The following is a 17,341-nucleotide window of genomic DNA, read 5'->3' on the forward strand; positions in this document are numbered from 1 at the left end:
CCCGGTCGCTCCTCGGAGCGCACGTCCTGTGAGAGGTGTTCTGGTCTGTCCGGCTCCCGCGAGACAGCAGCCACAGTCGACGACGCGTCAGCCGCGCGGCCCACGGACCGGACGCCGGCCCCGCCACCCGGTCCGGCACCCGCGCGAGGTGAACGGCCGCCCGCCCGGAGCGCCGGGCGGCGGGACGCGTACTTCGACAACGCCAAGTACCTGGCGATCGTGCTCGTGGCCGTCGGACACGCCTGGGAACCGCTGCGCTCGGACAGCCGTACCGTCACCGCGCTCTACACGTTCGTGTACGCCTTCCACATGCCGGCGTTCATCGTCATCTCCGGCTACTTCTCCCGGAACTTCGACGCGAGCCCGGCGCGCGTCCGGCGGCTCGTCACCGGTGTCGCCGTGCCCTACGTCGTCTTCGAGACCGCCTACACCCTGTACACCCGGTGGAGCGACCACGCCCCCGACCGCGACATCAGCCTCCTGAACCCGCTGTACCTGACCTGGTTCCTGGCGGCCCTGTTCGTCTGGCGGCTGACCACCCCGATCTGGCGCCAGCTGCGGTGGCCGCTGCCGGTCGCGCTGGCCGTGGCCGCGCTGGCGAGCGTCTCGTCGTCCATCGGCGGTGACCTGGACCTCCAGCGGGTCCTGCAGTTCCTGCCGTACTTCGTGCTCGGCCTCTGTCTGCGGCCCGAGCACTTCGGCCTGCTGCGCCGCTGGAGCGTGCGGCTGTGCGCCCTGCCCGTCGCCGCGGCGGCCCTCGCGGTCGCCTACTGGTCGGTGCCGCACCTCGGCTACCGCTGGTTCTTCCACCGGGACAGCGCCGAGCAGCTGGGCGTGCCCGCCTGGTACGGGCCCGTGATGACCCTCGCCACCTTCGGCTGCTCCCTGGTCCTGGTCGCCTGCTTCCTCGCCTGGGTACCGGGCCGCCGTACCTGGTTCACCGCCCTCGGCGCGGGCACGCTCTACGGCTACCTGCTGCACGGCTTCGTCGCGCAGGGCGCCAAGCCCGCCCACTGGTACGACCCCGCGTGGATGCACGGGCCGCTCGGCGCGGTGACCGCGACCCTGGTCGCCGCCGCGGTGGTGACCCTGCTGTGCACCCCGCCGGTGCGCCGGGTCTTCCGGTTCGTGATGGAGCCCGGAATGGAGTGGGCGTTCCGGACTCCGGAGGGCCGAGTGGACCAGGGCGGGCGGCGAAACGCCGCACGGGTCCTTCCCGGGAGCCGCTGAAGCGGCAAACATGCCGCACCATGGACATTCTGCTCATCGCAAGCGCGTTCAACAGCCTGTCCCAGCGGGTGTACGCCGAGCTGTCCGACCTCGACCACCGGGTGGACGTCGTCCTCGCCGGCCGGGGTCCGGACGCCATCCGCTCGGCCGTACGGGAACGGCCCCCGGAGCTCATCGTGGCCCCGATGCTGAGGACGGCACTCCCCGAGGACGTCTGGCAGGCGCACACCTGCCTGATCGTGCACCCGGGCCCGCTCGGCGACCGGGGCCCCTCCGCCCTCGACTGGGCGATCGCCGAACAGGCCCCGACCTGGGGGGTGACCGTCCTGCAGGCCGAGGCCGCGATGGACGCGGGCGCGGTGTGGGCGAGCGAACCGTTCCCGGTGGCGCCGGTCGGCAAGAGCGACCTGTACCGGGGCGAGGCCACCGACGCCGCCCTGACCGCCGTCCACCTGGCCGTACGACGGTACGCGGACGGCTCGTACAAGCCACTGCCGCAGAGCGACCCCGCGATCCGCGGCCGGGTCGTCTGGCGTGACGTCTTCCGGCAGGAGCGGCGGCGGATCGACTGGGCGGCCGACGACACGGACACGGTGCTGCGCAAACTGCGCGGCGCCGACTCGCAGCCGGGCGTGCTGGACGAGCTGGGCGGCCGGGAGGTGTTCCTGCACGGCGGTCACCCCGAGGACGAACTGCGCGGCGAACCCGGCGCGTTGCTGGCGACGCGGGCGGGCGCGGTCTGCCGGGCCACCCGCGACGGCGCCGTCTGGATCCCGGAGCTGCGCCCGCGCAGGAACTCCGGCGACCCGGCGCCCTTCCGCCGCCCGGCGGCCGACGTGCTCGCCGACCCGGCGCTCCCCGAGTGCCCCGCCCCGCTGGAACCGGACCCGGACCGCCGCACCTGGACCGACATCCGCTACCGGCAGCACGGCGACGTCGGCTTCGTCAGCTTCTCCTTCCCCGGCGGCGCCATGAGCACCGGCCACTGCCGGCGGCTGCTCGCCGCCTACGAGTACGCCCTCGCCCGCCCCACCCGGGTCCTGGTGCTCGGCGGCCGGCGTGACTTCTTCTCCAACGGCATCCACCTCAACGTCATCGAGGCCGCCCCCGACCCGGCCGTGGAGTCCTGGGCCAACCTCAACGCCATGGACGACCTCGTCGAGGCCGTGCTGCGGACCACCGACCGGCTGGTGGTGGCCGCGCTCGGCGGCAACGCCGCGGCCGGCGGCGCCATGCTCGCCCTCGCCGCCGACCAGGTCTGGTGCCGCTCGGGCGCCGTCCTCAACCCGCACTACCGGCGGATGGGTCTGTACGGCTCGGAGTTCTGGACGTACTCGCTGCCCCGCCGGGCCGGAGCGGAGACGGCCCGGCGGCTGACCGAGGAGGCCCAGCCGGTGAGCGCGGCCACCGCCGCCCGGCTCGGGCTCGTCGACCGCCTGGTACCCGTCCCCGCCCAGGACTTCACCGCCGAGGTCGAGCGCCTGGCCGCGGAACTGGCCGGCACCCCGGACCTCGACCGGCGGATCGCCGCCAAGGCCGCGGCGCGCCTCGCCGACGAGGAGCGGTACCCGCTCGCCGAGCACCGCGCGGACGAACTCGCCCGGATGCACGCCCTGTTCTTCGACCCGGGCGCCGCCTACCACGCGCTGCGCTCGGCCTTCGTCCGCAAGGTCCCCGGCGGTGCCCGGTGACCCGGCTGCTGGTGGCGGGCGTCGGCAACATCTTCCTCGGCGACGACGCCTTCGGCCCCGAGGTGATCCGTTCCCTGGCCGACCGGCCGCTGCCGCCCGCCGTACGGGTCCGGGACTACGGCATCCGGGGCCTGGACCTCGCCTACGAACTGCTCGACGGCTGGACGGTCGCCGTCCTCGTGGACGCGGCGGCCCGCGGTGAGCGCCCCGGCACCCTCTCCCTGATCCAACCCGACCCGCCGGACGGCGCCGCGGCCGCCCCGCCCGAGGCGCACGGCATGGACCCGGCGAAGGTGCTCGCCCTCGCCGCCCACCTCGGCGACGAACCCCTGCCCCGCGTCCTCGTCCTCGCCTGCGAACCGGGCGAGCCGCCGCGCGGCGACGAGGACATCGCCCCCGGGCTCAGCGCACCGGTCCGGGAAGCGGTCGGGCAGGCGGTGACCGCCCTGCACGTCCTCGTCCCGGCACTCCTCGCGGACCCCCTGGCCACGCCCCCGTTGGCCCGCCCGGAGGAATCCGCGCCCCCCGTCCCGGCCGGTCGCCCGCCGACAGCCGCCACGGGCGCGGAGGATCGCTAGCGGACCAGGACGGCACCCACCGCCCCGCAGGTCCTTCCCCACCCCAGCGACCGAGGAGCGGACCGCCCATGTGCCAGTCGGAGGAGGTCACCCGGGCCGTCCTGGCCAGGAACGACGGCCTGGCCGCGAGCCTGCGCGACGACCTGACCGCGCGCGGGGTGAACGTGGTGAACCTGCTCTCCAGCCCCGGCAGCGGCAAGACCGAGCTGCTCGGCCGGGTCCTCGCCCGGGCGCTGGAGCGGGACGTCCCCGTCGCCGCCTTCACCGCCGACCTCGCCACCGAGAACGACGCGACCCGGCTGGCCCGTTCGGGAGCGCCGGTGAAGCAGCTCCTGACCGACGGGCTGTGCCACCTGGAGGCCCGGCAGGTCCGCGGTCACCTGGAGGGCTGGCTGCCGCCGGACACCGCGCTGCTGTTCGTCGAGAACGTCGGCAACCTCGTCTGCCCCGCCTCCTACGACCTGGGTGAACACCTGCGGATCGTGCTGATGGCGGTGACCGAGGGCGAGGACAAGCCCGCGAAGTACCCCACCGCCTTCGGCTCCGCCCACCTGGTCGTACTCACCAAGACCGACCTCGCCGGACCGGCCGGCTTCGACGAGCGCGCCTTCGCCGACCAGGTACGGCGGGTCAACCCCGGCGTCGAGGTCGTCCGCACCTGCGCCCGTACCGGCGAAGGCGTCGACACCGTCCTCGACCGGGTGCTCGCCGTACGCGACGGCGCCCCCGCCCACCGGCCCCCGCTCGCCCCCCACCCGCACGGCCACCTCCACGCCCCGACCGCCTCGTGACCGCGCCCACCACCGCGACGGCCGTCCGCCGGCGCATCACGGTGCGCGGGACCGTACAGGGCGTCGGCTTCCGCCCCCACGTCCACCGGCTGGCCGCCGAACTCGCCCTCACCGGGTTCGTCGGCAACACCGCGCACGGGGTGCTCATCGAGGTGGAGGGGCCGGCCACGGACGTCGAGCGGTTCTGCGAGCGGCTGGCCGGCGCACCGCCGCCGCTGGCCACCGTCACCGCCGTGGGCGTCGACGAGGTGCCCGCCACCGGGACGGACCCCGGCTTCACCATCCGCGCCACCGAACAGTCCGCGCCGGGCCGCACGCTGCTCCCGCCCGACACCGCCACCTGCGCCGACTGCCTGCGCGAACTCGCCGATCCGGCCGACCGCCGGTATCGCCACCCCTTCATCACCTGCACCCACTGCGGACCCCGCTTCACCATCGCCACCGGGATGCCCTACGACCGCGTGGCCACCACCATGGCCGGCTTCCCCATGTGCCCGCGCTGCACCCGTGAGTACGACACCCCGGCCGACCGCCGCTTCCACGCCCAGCCCGTGGCCTGCCCCGACTGCGGGCCCCGGCTGCGGCTGGTGCCCGCCGCGGGCAGCGCGATGAGAGCCGCTCGCGACGGTGAGGCCCTGTCACGGGCGCGAGAGCTGCTGACCGCCGGTCGGATCGTCGCCGTGAAGGGCGTCGGCGGCTACCACCTCGCCTGCGACGCCTCCGACGGCCACGCCGTCGACACCCTGCGCACCCGCAAGGCCCGCGGCGACAAGCCGTTCGCCGTGATGTGCGCGGACCTCGCCCAGGCGGAACGGATCGCCGAGGTCGGCCCGGCCGAGCGAGCCGCCCTCACCGGCCCCCGCCGCCCCATCGTCCTGCTCCGCCCCAAACGTGGTACCGGGCTGGCGGCCGGCGTCTGCCCGGGCAGCCCGCACCTGGGCGTGATGCTGCCCTACACCCCCGTCCACACCCTCCTCTTCGGCCTCCCCGGCGACCCGCCCGGCCCCCGCGTCCTCGTCATGACCAGCGGCAACCGCTCGGGCGAACCGATCGTCACGGACGACGAGGAGGCGCTGACCCGGCTGTCCGGGCTGGCCGACGCCTGGCTCGCGCACGACCGGCCCATCGCCTCGCCGTGCGACGACTCCCTGCTGCGGGTCCGCGCCGACGGCACCGAACAGGTACTGCGCCGCTCCCGCGGATACGCGCCCCGCCCGCTGCGGCTGCCGGTGCCGGTGCGGCCCGCGCTCGCGGTGGGCGGCGACCTCAAGAACGCGCTCTGCGTCGGCGAGGGCGACCTCGCCTGGTTCGGCCCGCACATCGGCGACATGGGCGACCTGGCCACCCTGGAGGCCGCCGCCGGGGCGGAACGGCATCTGCACCGGCTGACCGGCGTCCGCCCCGAACTCGTCGCCGCCGACCGCCACCCCGGCTACCACTCGGCCGCCTGGGCCCGCCGCCGCAGCGCGCGACTTCCCCTCGGAAGACCGGTGTTCGTGCAGCACCACCACGCGCACATCGCCTCCGTCATGGCACAGGCGGGCCTCGACGGCACCACCCCCGTCATCGGCGTCGCCTTCGACGGCACCGGCTACGGCGACGACGGCAGCGTCTGGGGCGGCGAGGTGCTCGTCGCCGGCTACACCGGTTACCGCCGTCTCGCCCACCTCGCCCCGGCCCCGCTGCCCGGCGGGGACGCGGGGGTCGCCAACCCCTGCCGCACGGCGCTGGCCCGGCTGTGGGCGGCCGGCCTGCCGTGGGACCCCGATCTGCCCAGCGTCGCCGCCTGCTCGCGCGACGAACTCCGAGTGCTGGCAGCGCAGTTGCCGAGCCGTGTCGGCTGTGCGACCACCTCCAGCATGGGCCGGCTCTTCGACGCGGTGTCGTCCCTCGCGGGCGTGTGCCACCGGGCGGGCTACGAGGCCCAGGCCGCCCTGGAACTGGAGGCGCAGGCCTGCCTGGCCTGGGACCGGGACCGCGCCGCATACCCCTTCGGTGACCGCCTCGACCCGGCGCCCGCCCTGCGCGCGGTCATCGGCGACCTGCGGCGCGGCATCCCGGTACCGGTGATCGCGGCCCGCTTCCACCGCGGTGTCGCGAGGGCCGTCGCCGCCGTCTGCCGAGGAGTCCGCGACGCCACCGGCCTGAACACCGTCGCTCTGACCGGCGGTGTCTTCGCCAACGCCCTGCTGGAGGACGCGAGCGCCGGACTGCTCCGCGACGACGGCTTCACCGTGCTGCTGCACGGCGAGGTCCCCCCGAACGACGGCGGACTGGCGCTCGGGCAACTGCTGGTCGCGGCCCGCGAAGTACCGGACGACCAACCCAGAGGAACCAGCGACGAGACGGAGTGACCCATGTGTTTGGCAGTGCCCGGCAGGGTCGTGAGCATCGACGACACCGCCGATCCGCTCACCGGCCTGATCGACTTCGGCGGGGTGCAGAAGCAGGCGTGTCTGGAGTACGTGTCCGACGTGCGGGTGGGGGAGTACGTCATCGTCCACGTGGGCTTCGCCCTTCAGCGGCTCGACGAGGAGTCCGCCCTGGCCTCCCTGCGGCTCTTCGAGGAACTCGGACTGCTCGAGGAGGAGTTCGGCGACGCCTGGCGGCAGGCCGCCGAGCAGGCCGAGGGGAGTGAGGCCCGGTGAAGTACCTCGACGAGTTCAACGACCCACAGCTGGCGCGCCGGCTGCTCGACGAGATCCGCGCCACCGCCACCCGGCCCTGGGCCCTGATGGAGGTGTGCGGCGGCCAGACCCACTCCATCATCCGGCACGGCATCGACCAACTCCTCCCGGAACAGATCGAGTTGATCCACGGGCCGGGCTGCCCGGTCTGTGTGACCCCGCTGGAGTGCATCGACAAGGCGCTGGAGATCGCCGCCCGGCCCGACGTGATCTTCTGCTCGTTCGGCGACATGCTGCGGGTGCCCGGCACCGACCGCGACCTGTTCCGGGTCAAGGGCGAGGGCGGCGACGTCCGCGTGGTGTACTCCCCGCTCGACGCGCTCCAACTGGCCAGGCGCCACCCGGACAAGCAGGTCGTCTTCTTCGCCATCGGCTTCGAGACCACCGCCCCCGCCAACGCCATGGCCGTGCACCAGGCCAAGCGGCTCGGCCTGGCCAACTTCAGCCTGCTGGTCTCCCACGTCCGGGTCCCCCCGGCCGTCGAGGCCATCATGACCGCCCCCCGCTGCCGGGTGCAGGGCTTCCTCGCCGCCGGTCACGTGTGCAGCGTGATGGGCATGAGCGAGTACCCCGAACTGGCCGAACGGCACCGGGTGCCCATCGTCGTCACCGGCTTCGAACCGCTCGACATCCTGGAGGGCATCCGGCGCACCGTCCGCCAGCTGGAGCGCGGCGAGCACCGGGTGGAGAACGCCTACCCCCGCGCCGTGCGCGAGGCCGGCAACCCGGCCGCCGTCCGCATGATCGAGGAGGTCTTCGAGGTCACCGACCGCGCCTGGCGCGGCATCGGCCGGATCCCCGCCAGCGGCTGGCGGCTCAGCGAGGCCTACCGGTCGTACGACGCCGAACACCGCTTCGACGTCAGCGGCATCCGCACCGAGGAACCCGCCGAATGCCGGGCCGGTGAGGTCCTGCAAGGGCTCATCAAGCCCACGGACTGCGCGGCCTTCGGCACCACCTGCACCCCGCGCACCCCGCTCGGCGCCACCATGGTCTCCAGCGAGGGCGCCTGCGCCGCCTACTACCTCTACCGCCGGATGTCCGGGCCGGCGCCCGCGCGTGAGGAGATGAACCCCGTTGGCTGACCAGACCGTCGTGGACCCCGCGAACTGGAGCTGCCCGGCACCGATCCGCGACCAGCCGGTCGTGGTGATGGGCCACGGCGGGGGCGGCGCCCTCTCCGCCGAGCTGATCGAGCAGGTCTTCACCCCCGCCTACGGCAACGCGCTGCTGGCCGGCATGACCGACTCGGCCGTCCTGCACCTGGGCGGCGCCCGGCTCGCCCTCTCCACCGACTCCTACGTGGTACGGCCGCTGTTCTTCCCCGGCGGCTGCCTCGGCGACCTCGCCGTCAACGGCACCGTGAACGACCTGGCGATGAGCGGCGCCCGGCCCGCCTACCTGTCCGCCGCGTTCGTCCTGGAAGAGGGCGTGGAGCTGAGCGTCGTGGAACGCGTCGCGCGGGCCATGGGCGCGGCGGCCGAGACCGCCGGGGTCACCATCGCCACCGGGGACACCAAGGTGGTCGAGGCCGGCCACGGGGACGGGGTGTACGTCACGACCGCCGGCGTCGGGCTCGTCCCCGAGCGGGTCGACGTCCGGCCGCAGCGGGCCAGGCCCGGGGACGCCGTCATCGTCAGCGGGCCGATCGGCCTGCACGGGGTCGCCGTGCTGAGCGTGCGCGAGGGGCTGGAGTTCGGCGTCGAGATCGCCAGCGACACCGCGCCGCTGGCCGACCTGGTGGCGACCATGCTGGACGTCACCCCGGACATCCACGTCCTGCGCGACCCCACCCGGGGCGGTCTCGCCGCCTCGCTGAACGAGATCGCCCGCGCCTCCGGAACCGGGGTACGGCTCAGCGAACGCGCCGTCCCGGTGCCGGACGCGGTCGCCAACGCCTGCGGTTTCCTCGGACTCGACCCGCTCTACGTCGCCAACGAGGGCCGGCTGGTGGCCTTCGTGCCGCCCGCCGACGCCGAGGCCGTGTTGGCCGCGATGCGCGCGCATCCGCAGGGGGCGGGCGCGGTGGTCGTCGGGGAGTGCGTGGCCGAGCACCCGGGCATGGTCGTCGTGGCGACCGGACTGGGCGGCACCCGGGTCGTGGACCTGCCGCTCGGGGAGCAGCTGCCCCGCATCTGCTGAAGCCGCCGGCCGGCGAGTGCCCCGCCCGCGCCCTCGGGCGCCGGCCGGGTCACTCGACGGCGGTGATCTCCAGTTCCCGGCCGCTGCGCAGTTCGGTGGAGGGCCGGTCGCAGCGCGGGCACCAGAAGAACGGGGGCATGCCCACCGCGAACTCCTCGGCGCACGGCCCGCACCAGGCCCGCGCGGTCACCTGCTCGACGACCAGGCGGGCGCCCGCGAGGGCGGTGCCGTCGCGGGCCACCTCGAAGGCGAAGTCCAGGGCGTCGGGGACGACCCCGGACAGCTCGCCGACCCGGACGGTCACCGCGGCCACGCCGGTCGCGCCGTCCGCCCGGGCCCACTCGTCGGCCTGTTCCACGATCGCGGTCGCGATCGACAGTTCGTGCACGTCCGGCTCACGGATACCGGTGACGGGCACGCAGCCCACCGGCGATGCGCCAGATCTTCATCTCGCGCACCATGCTGGGGATCTCGGTGACGAACAGCGCCAGGACCAGCGCGCCCACCACGGCGATCTCCGCGGTCAGCACGCGCTGGGCCGCCGTCCCCGTTCTCTTGCCTCGACCCTTCATGGGAGGAAACTCCGCTCTCCGTCTCATCTCCGTCTGTCTCATCTCTGTCTCATCTCTGTCTCGTCCGGGGTCTCATCCGGGCGGGATGTTCGGCATGACGTCCAGCAGGGCGTCGTGGCGCTTCCAGTGGATGTTGGTCGAGCGCCGCGCGTCGGCGGTGCCGTCCGAGTGGTGTCCGGTCTGCTTCTTGTACGGACCCTCGTTGCCCTGGTGCATACCGGGCACGTGGGACGGGGTGTCGGGGCGCGCCTGGGGGCGGCCGACTCTGATGCTGCCCATGGGATCTCTCCTTACTGTTGCCGTTCCTCGAGGCCGCTCGGTCAGGACCGTTCGGTGAGCTCCTCGAAGAAACGTTCCACGGCCGGCCACATCCGGCCCCCGCCGGACAGGCCGCGCCATTCCCGGCGCACCACGGCGAGCATGCGGAAGCAGTCGTCGACCGGTGCGATCCAGTGGTGGTCGAGGCCGTGCACGGTGTTGACCAGCAGTGCCTCGACGTCGGGGGCCAGGCCGGCCAGGGGCGGGCAGCCGGTGACCGCGCGCTGCCAGGCCGCCGCGTCCACCTGCCAGCGCATGGCACCCGCCGGGCTCGGCCCCTGGGCGGTCACCGAGCCGTCGGCGCGCGGTACGAAGAAGACCAGGCCGACCGGGACCCCGAGAGCCGCCGTGTCCACCTTCGGAAGGCGGACCCGGCGGGTCGGGATCAGCCGGAACTGGCCGTCGCCGGTGCCCTGCCGGCCGTCGGCGAACAGCACCGAGCACGGCCGGCAGGCGCAGCGCACCTGGTCCTGTCCGGTGTCGTAGAGGTGCGGGTGGTCCGCGGCCACCGGGGCGGCGCACAGGTCGCACACCTCCGTGTCCGCCGCAGGCCGGTGGTCGGCGGCGGAACGGATGAGACGGGCCAGGGCACCGTCGGTGGTCACCGTGCCTCCTGCGGCCGGCGCAGCGAGTCCAGGGGGACGAAGGCGGGCGCCGGGGCCTCGGCCACCGGCCGCACGTCCGCCAGCTCGGGAGCCGCGGCGAGCACCGCCTCCCGGACGGCGTCGGTCACCTCCGTGGTACCTCCGCCGCACCCGGAGCCGCAACCGCCGCCCGTGGTCAGCCGCACCCGGCCCACCTCGTCCTCCATCCCGGCCCACTCGACGTCGCCCCCGCGCTCGCGCACCGCGGGGCGCAGCCGCTCGACCGCGCGGGCGGCCCGGCGCTCGGGCGGTTCGGGGTGGATGTCGTGCAGGACCAGGAGGTGGTCGAGGAGCTCGTCGTCGGCGAGCGACCCGGCCAGCGGCGCGTCCGCGCGGTCGAGGACCCGGGCGAGGGCCTCGCCGTAGACCTCGGTGAGCAGGCGTACCGCCTCGGCGGCCGACCGCCCGGCCGGGCCCTGGGCGGTCTCCAGGCCTTCCAGGAGGGTGTCGAGTCGGGCCAGCCGGGCCTCGACCGCCGGCCCGTCGAGCCGTCCGTCAGCCATGGTTCGCGCCGTAGGTCGGCGAGTGGGTGACGGTGAGGGTCTTGCCCTTGCCCGTGTACATGTGGACACCGCAGGGCAGACAGGGGTCGAAGCTGCGGACCGTGCGCATGATGTCGACGCCCTTGAAGTCGTCCGGGCCGTTCTCCTCGAAGATCGGCTGGTTCATCACGGCGTCCTCGTACGGGCCCGGGGTGCCGAACTTGTCGCGAGGGCTGGCGTTCCACGGGGTCGGCGGGTACGGGTGGTAGTTGGCGATCTTCTTGTCCTTGATCACCAGGTGGTGGGAGAGGACCCCGCGCACGGCCTCGTGGAAGCCGCAGCCGATCGCCTCGTCCGGCACCTCGAAGTTTTCGAACACCTTGGTGTCGCCGGACCGCACCAGGCCCATCGCCTCGTCCAGGAACTGCAGGGCCATGGCCGCCGCGTAGGCGACGAAGTACGGCCGGGCGCGGTCCCGTTCGAGGGTGTTGGACCACTTCGGGATCTTCCACTCCAGCGTGGTCTCCGGCAGCGTCTCACCCTTGGGCAGCGAGATGCGCACGCTGTGCCCGGTGGCCTTGATGTACGGGGTGTCGACGAGGCCGCTCAGCGCGGTCGACCAGAGCCGGGCCAGCGGGCCGCCGCCGGTGTCGAGGGCGAGGTGGTCGCCGGTGCGCTGGTCGTACCAGCGGGGGCTCATCACCCAGCTGTAGTTGCCCTCGAAGTCCCGTTTCTGCGGCACCGGGAGGGTCGTCTGGTTCCACGGGTGCCGCATGTCGACGGGGTTGCCGAGCGGGTCGTGGGTGACGAACGGGTCCTCGTTGACCCAGTCCTCGTAGAACGAGGAGCCCAGCATGATCCTGAGGCCCAGGTTGATGTCGACCAGGTTGTTGGTGACCAGTTCGCCGTCGACCACGATGCCCGGGGTGACGTACATCGCCTTGCCCCAGCGGTTCATGTTCTCGTACTTGTAGTCGACCACCTTCGGGTCCTGCCAGGCGCCCCAGCAGCCGAGCAGGATGCGGCGCTTGCCGACCTCCTCGTAGCCGGGCAGCGCCTCGTAGAAGAAGTCGAAGACGTCGTCGTTCATGGCGACGGCCTTCTTCACGAAGTCGATGACGTGCATCAGCCGGCTGAGGTAGTCGGTGAACGCGGTCGGCGACGGCATGGTGCCGACACCGCCCGGATAGAGCGTGGAGGGGTGCACATGGCGGCCCTCCATCAGGCAGAACATCTCACGGGTGGTCCGGGAGACCTTCAGCGCCTCCTTGTAGACCTCGCCCTCGAAGGGGTTGAAGGCCTTCATGATGTCGGCGATGGTCCGGTAGCCGTGGATGTCACCGCGCGGCGCGGTGGTCTTCTGGGCGCGGGCCAGGACGCTCGGGTTGGTGGCCTTGACCATCTGCTCGCAGAAGTCCACGAAGACCAGGTTGTCCTGGAAGATCGTGTGGTCGAACATGTACTCGGCCGCCTCGCCGAGGTTCACGATGTGCTCGGCCAGCGGCGGCGGCTTCACGCCGTACGCCATCTGCTGGGCGTAGTCGGAGCACGTGGTGTGGTTGTCGCCGCAGATGCCGCAGATGCGGGAGGTGATGAAGCCCGCGTCGCGCGGGTCCTTCCCCTTCATGAAGACGGAGTAGCCGCGGAAGAGGGAGGAGGTGCTGTGGCACTCCACCACCTCCCGGTTGGCGAAGTCGATCTTCGTGTAGATGCCCAGGTTTCCGATGATCCGGGTGATCGGATCCCAGGACATGTCCACGATCTGCGCGGGCTTGCGCCCTGTGCGCCGGGCCTCTGTTGTCATCGGCTCGCTGACCTTTGCTTTGAGTGTGGGGGGAGTCGGGTCGGTGCTCTCGTTCAGGGCCGCCAGCGCGGGGCGTATCCGCTGGTGAGCTTGCGCTTGTTGTGGCGCCACTTGGGCTCGTGGTTGACCAGCTCGTTGGTGAAGCCGCGCAGCCGGCGGATGACCGCGCCGTACGGCTTGATGGCCAGCGAGGAGAGGGTGCCGCCGGGCGGCTCGTCCATGAACGGCATGAAGGCGTCCGGGAAGCCCGGCATGGTGCAGCCGATGCAGATGCCGCCGACGTTCGGGCAGCCGCCGATCCCCGCCATCCAGCCCCGCTTGGGCACGTTGCAGTTCACCACCGGCCCCCAGCAGCCGGTCTTGACCAGGCACTTGGGCGAGTTGTAGTCGGCGGCGAAGGTCGCCTGCTCGTAGTAGGCGGCGCGGTCGCAGCCCTCGTGCACCGTGCGGCCGAACAGCCACTGCGGGCGCAGCATGTGGTCCAGCGGAGGCGGCGGAGCGGTGCCCGCGGCGTGGTAGAGCACCCAGACCAGGGTCTCCATGAAGTTCTCCGGCTGGACCGGGCAGCCGGGGATGTTCACCACCGGCAGTCCGCCCTGGGACTTGTAGTCCCAGCCCAGGTAGTCCGCGAGGCCCATCGAGCCGGTCGGGTTGCCGGCCATCGCGTGGATGCCGCCGAACGTGGCGCAGGTGCCGATGGCCACCACCGCCCAGGCCTTGGGCGCCAGTTCGTCGATCCAGGTGTTGATGGTCTGCGGCTGGCCGGTCTCCGGGTCGTTGCCGAACGAGGTCCAGTAGCCGTCGCCCTCGATGATGTTCTGGTTCGGGATCGACCCCTCGATGACGAGGATGAACGGCTCCAGTTCGCCCCGTGCCGCCGCCCGGTAGGGGGCGAGGAAGTCCTCGCCGCCCAGGCTGGGCGAGAGCACCTTGTTGACCAGGTTGACCTTCGGCATCCCCGGGATCAGGCCGAGGACCAGGTCCTCGATGGAGGGCTGGTCGGCCGCCGTCACGGAGACGGTGTCGCCGTCGCAGCTCATGCCTTCGGAGATCCACAGGATGGTGATCTCGTCGAACCCCTGGTGTTCCTGGGTCACGCCGGGTTCGCCGCCCACGGCGGTGGTGCCGTTCTTGATGCTCATGCGCTAGGCCTCCGGTGGAGTGGGCCCCGGGGACGGCGTGGTCGCCGTCGCTGGATCCGGGACGTCGGTGCCCCCGAGCGGCACGACTTCGTCGGGCCGGAAGTAGTGGAATCGGCCGTACCAGCCGTGCAGTTCGGCCGCCGGGTCGTCGTCGACGGTGACGGCCAGACGGGTGCTGCCGTCCACGTCGTGGAAGACGGCGGCCACGGTCGCGTTCCGGCCGACCAGGAACATGTCCTGGGCGTCGGCGCCCTTGCCGCGCGGGCACAGCCGCACCGCGGAGCCGCCGCCCACGCGCACGCCGTCGACGAGGACCGTGTCGGTGGTGGGGGACAGCCCGTCGTCGCCGCCCTCCTGCCACCAGGCGGCGCGCCGGCCGGCGGCCGGGGGCTCGGCGGCCGGCGCGCTGGTGGCCGGTGTGCCGGTGGCCGGGCTCAGGGAGCGGATCGCGCCGTGGAGCCGTCCGAACACCTCCGGCGGCATGGTGTCGACCCGGTCCAGGATCTCGGCGGCCCGCGCGTCGGTGGCCCGTGCCTCCCGCTTCTCCTCGTCCGTCAGCAGCATCGTGCGCAGGGTGAGGATCTCGTCGATCTCACCGGCGTCGTGCAGGTCCCCCGGGCTCTCCGGCGCCACCTGCGGATGGTCGGGCAGGATGATCGGCGAGGAGAGCAGCAGGGGCGAGACCGCGCCGTCCGCGGGAGCGGCGGCCGGCGGCGCGCCGCCGAGTACCGGGAAGGTGAAGTCGTTGCGACAGCTCCGGGCGGCCTCCTGAAGGGCCGGCCCCGGGTCGATCAGGGAGACGAACTCCGCGCCCTCGACGCTCAGCAGGGTGTGCGTGGCGACGAGGGCGTGGCGCAGGGCCCGGTCCCGGGGAGCACGCGGATCCGCCGTACGCCCCTCGTTGACGGTGCGCACCCGCAGCCGCAGGACGTCCTCGCCGAGCCGCTCCACCACCAGTGTGGTGCTCGCCCGCACTTCGGCGCGGTGCCGTACGACCCGCCCGGCACCGGAGGGCAGCTCCTGCTTGTCGGTGCCGGCCGGGGCGCCGACCGCGAACGTGTGCTCGCCCTCCGCCAGCGTCGTCGTGAGGTCGGCCTCGCGCGGCACCGCCTCCTCGAACGTGAGCTGCACGGTGCCGTCGTCGCAGGTCAGCGACTCGACCGGCCGGCCGTCGGCGTTCTCGACCTGCTTGTGCTGGGTCTGGAGGTAGCGCACCCGCAGCCGTACGACGGCGTCCGGCCGCCGTACCCGCACCAGGCACTCGGTCTGCTGGTACCAGGAGTCCGCCGAACCCGACACGCCCGGATTGACCGGGCCGTCCGCCTCCACCCAGGCACGGGGGAAGAGGACCCCGAACTGCCAGCGGGCGCGGTTCTTCGGCGAGGACCGCCGATAGGGGTAGAGGAGGTAGCCCTCGTAGAGGACGGCATCGGCGACCGCGGCCATGCGTTCGAAGGTGGGCAGGGTGTGGGTGGAGCCGTCCACCGGGGCAGTGCGGGGCGCTTTGCCGTCGACCAGTCCCTCGGCCATGCAGCCTCCTCGGATCCGTGCGCGCGCCCATACCTTCCACCAAGGTCACACCGGTCACGCCCGCCCGCCTCTTCTGGCTGAGCGACGTTGGGCCGGACGGGGGACGCGATGGCCGCGGGCGCGGCAAGGGCCGGTCTCGCGAGGGCGACGGCGCGGGGGCGGGCGAGAGCGAGGGCGACGGCGCGGGCGAGGGCGAGGGTGCGGGCGCGCGGCGGGGGAGGGGAGGTGCGGGGAGCCGGGGCCGGTCAGGGGGCCACGAAGAGCGAGGGGAAGCGGGGGCCGAGCCACGGCCGTCGGCCGAAGGCGAGCACCTGGCCCCGCGCCATCGCCGCCCACGGGTTGCGGCGGCCGAGGGCGATGAGCAGGAAGGCGACGGGGTCGATGACGATCGTGCAGTCCGGGTGGTCCAGCGGCTCGGCCGTCACCCGCACGGCACCGTCGGCGACCGTGACACCGAAGGCACCGCCGCCCCCGCGCAGCCGGACGGTGTACCCGGCGGTCAGCCCGGCGCCGGCCGCGCCGTCGGCCACGGCCGGCATCACCGACAACAGGAACGGCACGCACCAGGCCACGCGCTCCGCGTCGAGCATGTGCGGGAAACCCAGCGCGCGGGCGAGGTCGTAACCGTGGCCCAGCATGTGCGTGAGCAGGTAGGAGCCGAGGACGGAGCGGTCCATCGGACCGAGCGGGGTGGCCGGCGCCGGGCCGTCGGGTGCCGCGGCCAGGGCGTCCGCGCAGCGTCCGGCCTGCTCGCTGATCATCGCCGCGAGCGGTTCGGTCCGGCGCTCCCCGAACCCGGCCAGCGACTCGGCGTTGGCCGCCGCCAGGCTCTGCGGCGTGCCGTCCCCGTACGGGCGGTCCCGGCCTTCAGCGAGGTCGGCCATCAGCTCGTTGGCCAGCGCCAGGTGGGCCGCGGCCTCACCGAGCGTCCACGTCGATCGGGGTACGGCGACCTGGGGGTCGCGTGCGAAGCTCAGCACCGTCGCGATGTCGTCGGCGCTCTGCCGTATCGCCCGCCCGAGCCCTTCGGGCAGTGCTCCTCGGATGTCCTGCTGTGCTGCCTGGTCCACGCCGGCCGCCCCCCGTTCTGTCGCGCGGTACCCAATCAGACGTTCGGGCGTACGACAAGCCCCGTCGTGAGCACCCACGTCGTGATCACCGTGGGCCGAGCCCCCGCAGGAAGGTGTCCACGACCGTGTCGGCCGCCTGCGCGGCGCTGAGGTCGGGCAGTTGCTGCGAGGCCAGGTGCATCAGCTGGGGCAGCAGTGAACTCGCCCAGGCGAGAGGCAGGTCCGCGCGCAGCAGCCCCTCGTCGGCGGCCCGCCGCAGGAAGTCGTCGACCTCCCGCACCAGGGCGTCACGCCGGTCGCGGATCGCGTCGTCGGCCCGCAGCCGGGTCAGTTCCACCGGCCAGGTGCGGTTCACGCCGATGATCTCCTCGACGTACCGGTGCAGCGCCACGGCGACGGGGGCCTCGCGCAGCCTGGCGTGTTCGACGGCCCGTTCGACCGCGTCGTAACGCGCGTCGTAGATGGCCGTCAGCAGTTCCTCGCGGGAGGCGAACCGCCGGTAGACCGTGCGCCGGTCGACGCCCGCCTCGGCGGCGATCGCGGCGATGCTCGCGCCCGGGTCGGCGGCGAGCATGCGGGCGCCGGTCGTCAGAACGGCTTCCAGGTTGCGTGCTGCGTCTGCTCTCACGGGCCGAGCATAACCGGGAGTGTGGAGCCTGA

The 17,341-nt window shown here is 73.3% G+C and carries 18 protein-coding genes; 8 read left to right on the forward strand and 10 right to left on the reverse strand.

The window, feature by feature from the left end:
* The first annotated feature begins 45 nt into the window (after nt 1–45).
* The 8 genes from MB828_RS05260 (at nt 46) to hypE (ending at nt 9,119) form a co-directional block, all read left to right on the forward strand.
* On the forward strand, nt 46–1,230 hold the full coding sequence (locus MB828_RS05260; RefSeq protein ID WP_430381336.1) for an acyltransferase family protein: 1,185 nt from the start codon (nt 46–48) through the stop codon (nt 1,228–1,230).
* A 20-nt stretch (nt 1,231–1,250) separates the two neighbouring features.
* Complete coding sequence (locus MB828_RS05265; RefSeq protein WP_301647131.1) at nt 1,251–2,921, forward strand: enoyl-CoA hydratase-related protein; 1,671 nt, start codon at nt 1,251–1,253, stop codon at nt 2,919–2,921.
* Nucleotides 2,918–3,499 (forward strand): hydrogenase maturation protease, encoded by a 582-nt coding sequence (locus tag MB828_RS05270; protein ID WP_301647132.1) that lies wholly within the window; start codon nt 2,918–2,920, stop codon nt 3,497–3,499. Before MB828_RS05265 ends, MB828_RS05270 begins: the two co-directional genes overlap by 4 nt.
* 68 nt (nt 3,500–3,567) lie before the next feature.
* On the forward strand, nt 3,568–4,290 hold the full coding sequence (hypB, locus tag MB828_RS05275; protein WP_301647133.1) for a hydrogenase nickel incorporation protein HypB: 723 nt from the start codon (nt 3,568–3,570) through the stop codon (nt 4,288–4,290).
* Nucleotides 4,287–6,644 carry a carbamoyltransferase HypF gene (gene hypF / locus MB828_RS05280; protein ID WP_301647134.1) on the forward strand — a complete coding sequence of 786 codons (2,358 nt, stop codon included), beginning with the start codon at nt 4,287–4,289 and terminating at the stop codon, nt 6,642–6,644. The genes hypB and hypF overlap by 4 nt, the downstream gene beginning before the upstream one ends.
* A gap of 3 nt (nt 6,645–6,647) precedes the next feature.
* Complete coding sequence (locus MB828_RS05285) at nt 6,648–6,938, forward strand: HypC/HybG/HupF family hydrogenase formation chaperone (RefSeq protein ID WP_046732759.1); 291 nt, start codon at nt 6,648–6,650, stop codon at nt 6,936–6,938.
* Entirely contained in the window at nt 6,935–8,062 is a 1,128-nt protein-coding gene (gene hypD, locus MB828_RS05290; RefSeq protein WP_301647135.1) for a hydrogenase formation protein HypD, read from the forward strand. The genes MB828_RS05285 and hypD overlap by 4 nt, the downstream gene beginning before the upstream one ends.
* Before the next feature lie 67 nt (nt 8,063–8,129).
* Entirely contained in the window at nt 8,130–9,119 is a 990-nt protein-coding gene (gene hypE / locus MB828_RS05295; RefSeq protein WP_301647261.1) for a hydrogenase expression/formation protein HypE, read from the forward strand.
* Nucleotides 9,120–9,168: 49 nt separating this feature from the next.
* On the opposite strand, the gene hypA is transcribed toward hypE, so the two are convergent.
* The 10 genes from hypA to MB828_RS05345 all read right to left on the reverse strand — a co-directional run bounded on the left by hypA (nt 9,169) and on the right by MB828_RS05345 (nt 17,255).
* The gene (gene hypA, locus MB828_RS05300) at nt 9,169–9,507 is read right to left on the reverse strand and encodes a hydrogenase maturation nickel metallochaperone HypA (RefSeq protein ID WP_046732774.1); all 339 of its coding nucleotides are present in this window, start codon (nt 9,505–9,507) and stop codon (nt 9,169–9,171) included.
* Between the two features lie 7 nt (nt 9,508–9,514).
* Nucleotides 9,515–9,691 (reverse strand): hypothetical protein, encoded by a 177-nt coding sequence (locus MB828_RS05305; RefSeq protein WP_301647136.1) that lies wholly within the window; start codon nt 9,689–9,691, stop codon nt 9,515–9,517.
* Between the two features lie 72 nt (nt 9,692–9,763).
* Nucleotides 9,764–9,970 carry a hypothetical protein gene (locus MB828_RS05310; protein ID WP_046732763.1) on the reverse strand — a complete coding sequence of 69 codons (207 nt, stop codon included), beginning with the start codon at nt 9,968–9,970 and terminating at the stop codon, nt 9,764–9,766.
* 41 nt (nt 9,971–10,011) lie between these two features.
* Nucleotides 10,012–10,614: a DUF5947 family protein gene (locus MB828_RS05315; RefSeq protein WP_133022943.1), complete on the reverse strand. Its 603-nt coding sequence runs from the start codon at nt 10,612–10,614 to the stop codon at nt 10,012–10,014.
* Complete coding sequence (locus tag MB828_RS05320) at nt 10,611–11,156, reverse strand: NifU family protein (protein WP_133022944.1); 546 nt, start codon at nt 11,154–11,156, stop codon at nt 10,611–10,613. Before MB828_RS05320 ends, MB828_RS05315 begins: the two co-directional genes overlap by 4 nt.
* The gene (locus MB828_RS05325; RefSeq protein ID WP_301647137.1) at nt 11,149–12,939 is read right to left on the reverse strand and encodes a nickel-dependent hydrogenase large subunit; all 1,791 of its coding nucleotides are present in this window, start codon (nt 12,937–12,939) and stop codon (nt 11,149–11,151) included. Before MB828_RS05325 ends, MB828_RS05320 begins: the two co-directional genes overlap by 8 nt.
* A 53-nt stretch (nt 12,940–12,992) precedes the next feature.
* Nucleotides 12,993–14,081, reverse strand: a complete 1,089-nt coding sequence (locus MB828_RS05330; RefSeq protein WP_301647138.1) for a hydrogenase expression protein HypE — start codon at nt 14,079–14,081, stop codon at nt 12,993–12,995.
* A gap of 3 nt (nt 14,082–14,084) precedes the next feature.
* On the reverse strand, nt 14,085–15,611 hold the full coding sequence (locus MB828_RS05335) for a hypothetical protein (RefSeq protein WP_430381332.1): 1,527 nt from the start codon (nt 15,609–15,611) through the stop codon (nt 14,085–14,087).
* A 245-nt stretch (nt 15,612–15,856) separates the two neighbouring features.
* Entirely contained in the window at nt 15,857–16,681 is an 825-nt protein-coding gene (locus MB828_RS05340) for a maleylpyruvate isomerase family mycothiol-dependent enzyme (protein ID WP_301647139.1), read from the reverse strand.
* 85 nt (nt 16,682–16,766) lie between these two features.
* On the reverse strand, nt 16,767–17,255 hold the full coding sequence (locus tag MB828_RS05345; protein WP_301647263.1) for a TetR/AcrR family transcriptional regulator: 489 nt from the start codon (nt 17,253–17,255) through the stop codon (nt 16,767–16,769).
* Between the last annotated feature and the right edge of the window lie 86 nt (nt 17,256–17,341).

Origin of the sequence: Streptomyces arenae (assembly GCF_022343545.1) — a bacterium.
Classification (GTDB): Bacteria; Actinomycetota; Actinomycetes; order Streptomycetales; family Streptomycetaceae; genus Streptomyces; species Streptomyces humi.

Coding starts and splice junctions, on each gene's coding strand:
- MB828_RS05265 (WP_301647131.1), top strand. CDS start 1,251: ATGGACATTCTGCTCATCGCAAGCGCGTTCAACAGCCTGTCCCAGCGG.
- hypB (WP_301647133.1), top strand. CDS start 3,568: ATGTGCCAGTCGGAGGAGGTCACCCGGGCCGTCCTGGCCAGGAACGAC.
- MB828_RS05285 (WP_046732759.1), top strand. CDS start 6,648: ATGTGTTTGGCAGTGCCCGGCAGGGTCGTGAGCATCGACGACACCGCC.
- hypE (WP_301647261.1), top strand. CDS start 8,130: ATGGGCCACGGCGGGGGCGGCGCCCTCTCCGCCGAGCTGATCGAGCAG.
- MB828_RS05305 (WP_301647136.1), bottom strand. CDS start 9,691: ATGAAGGGTCGAGGCAAGAGAACGGGGACGGCGGCCCAGCGCGTGCTG.
- MB828_RS05310 (WP_046732763.1), bottom strand. CDS start 9,970: ATGGGCAGCATCAGAGTCGGCCGCCCCCAGGCGCGCCCCGACACCCCG.
- MB828_RS05320 (WP_133022944.1), bottom strand. CDS start 11,156: ATGGCTGACGGACGGCTCGACGGGCCGGCGGTCGAGGCCCGGCTGGCC.
- MB828_RS05325 (WP_301647137.1), bottom strand. CDS start 12,939: ATGACAACAGAGGCCCGGCGCACAGGGCGCAAGCCCGCGCAGATCGTG.
- MB828_RS05330 (WP_301647138.1), bottom strand. CDS start 14,081: ATGAGCATCAAGAACGGCACCACCGCCGTGGGCGGCGAACCCGGCGTG.
- MB828_RS05335 (WP_430381332.1), bottom strand. CDS start 15,611: ATGGCCGAGGGACTGGTCGACGGCAAAGCGCCCCGCACTGCCCCGGTG.
- MB828_RS05345 (WP_301647263.1), bottom strand. CDS start 17,255: ATGCTCGCCGCCGACCCGGGCGCGAGCATCGCCGCGATCGCCGCCGAG.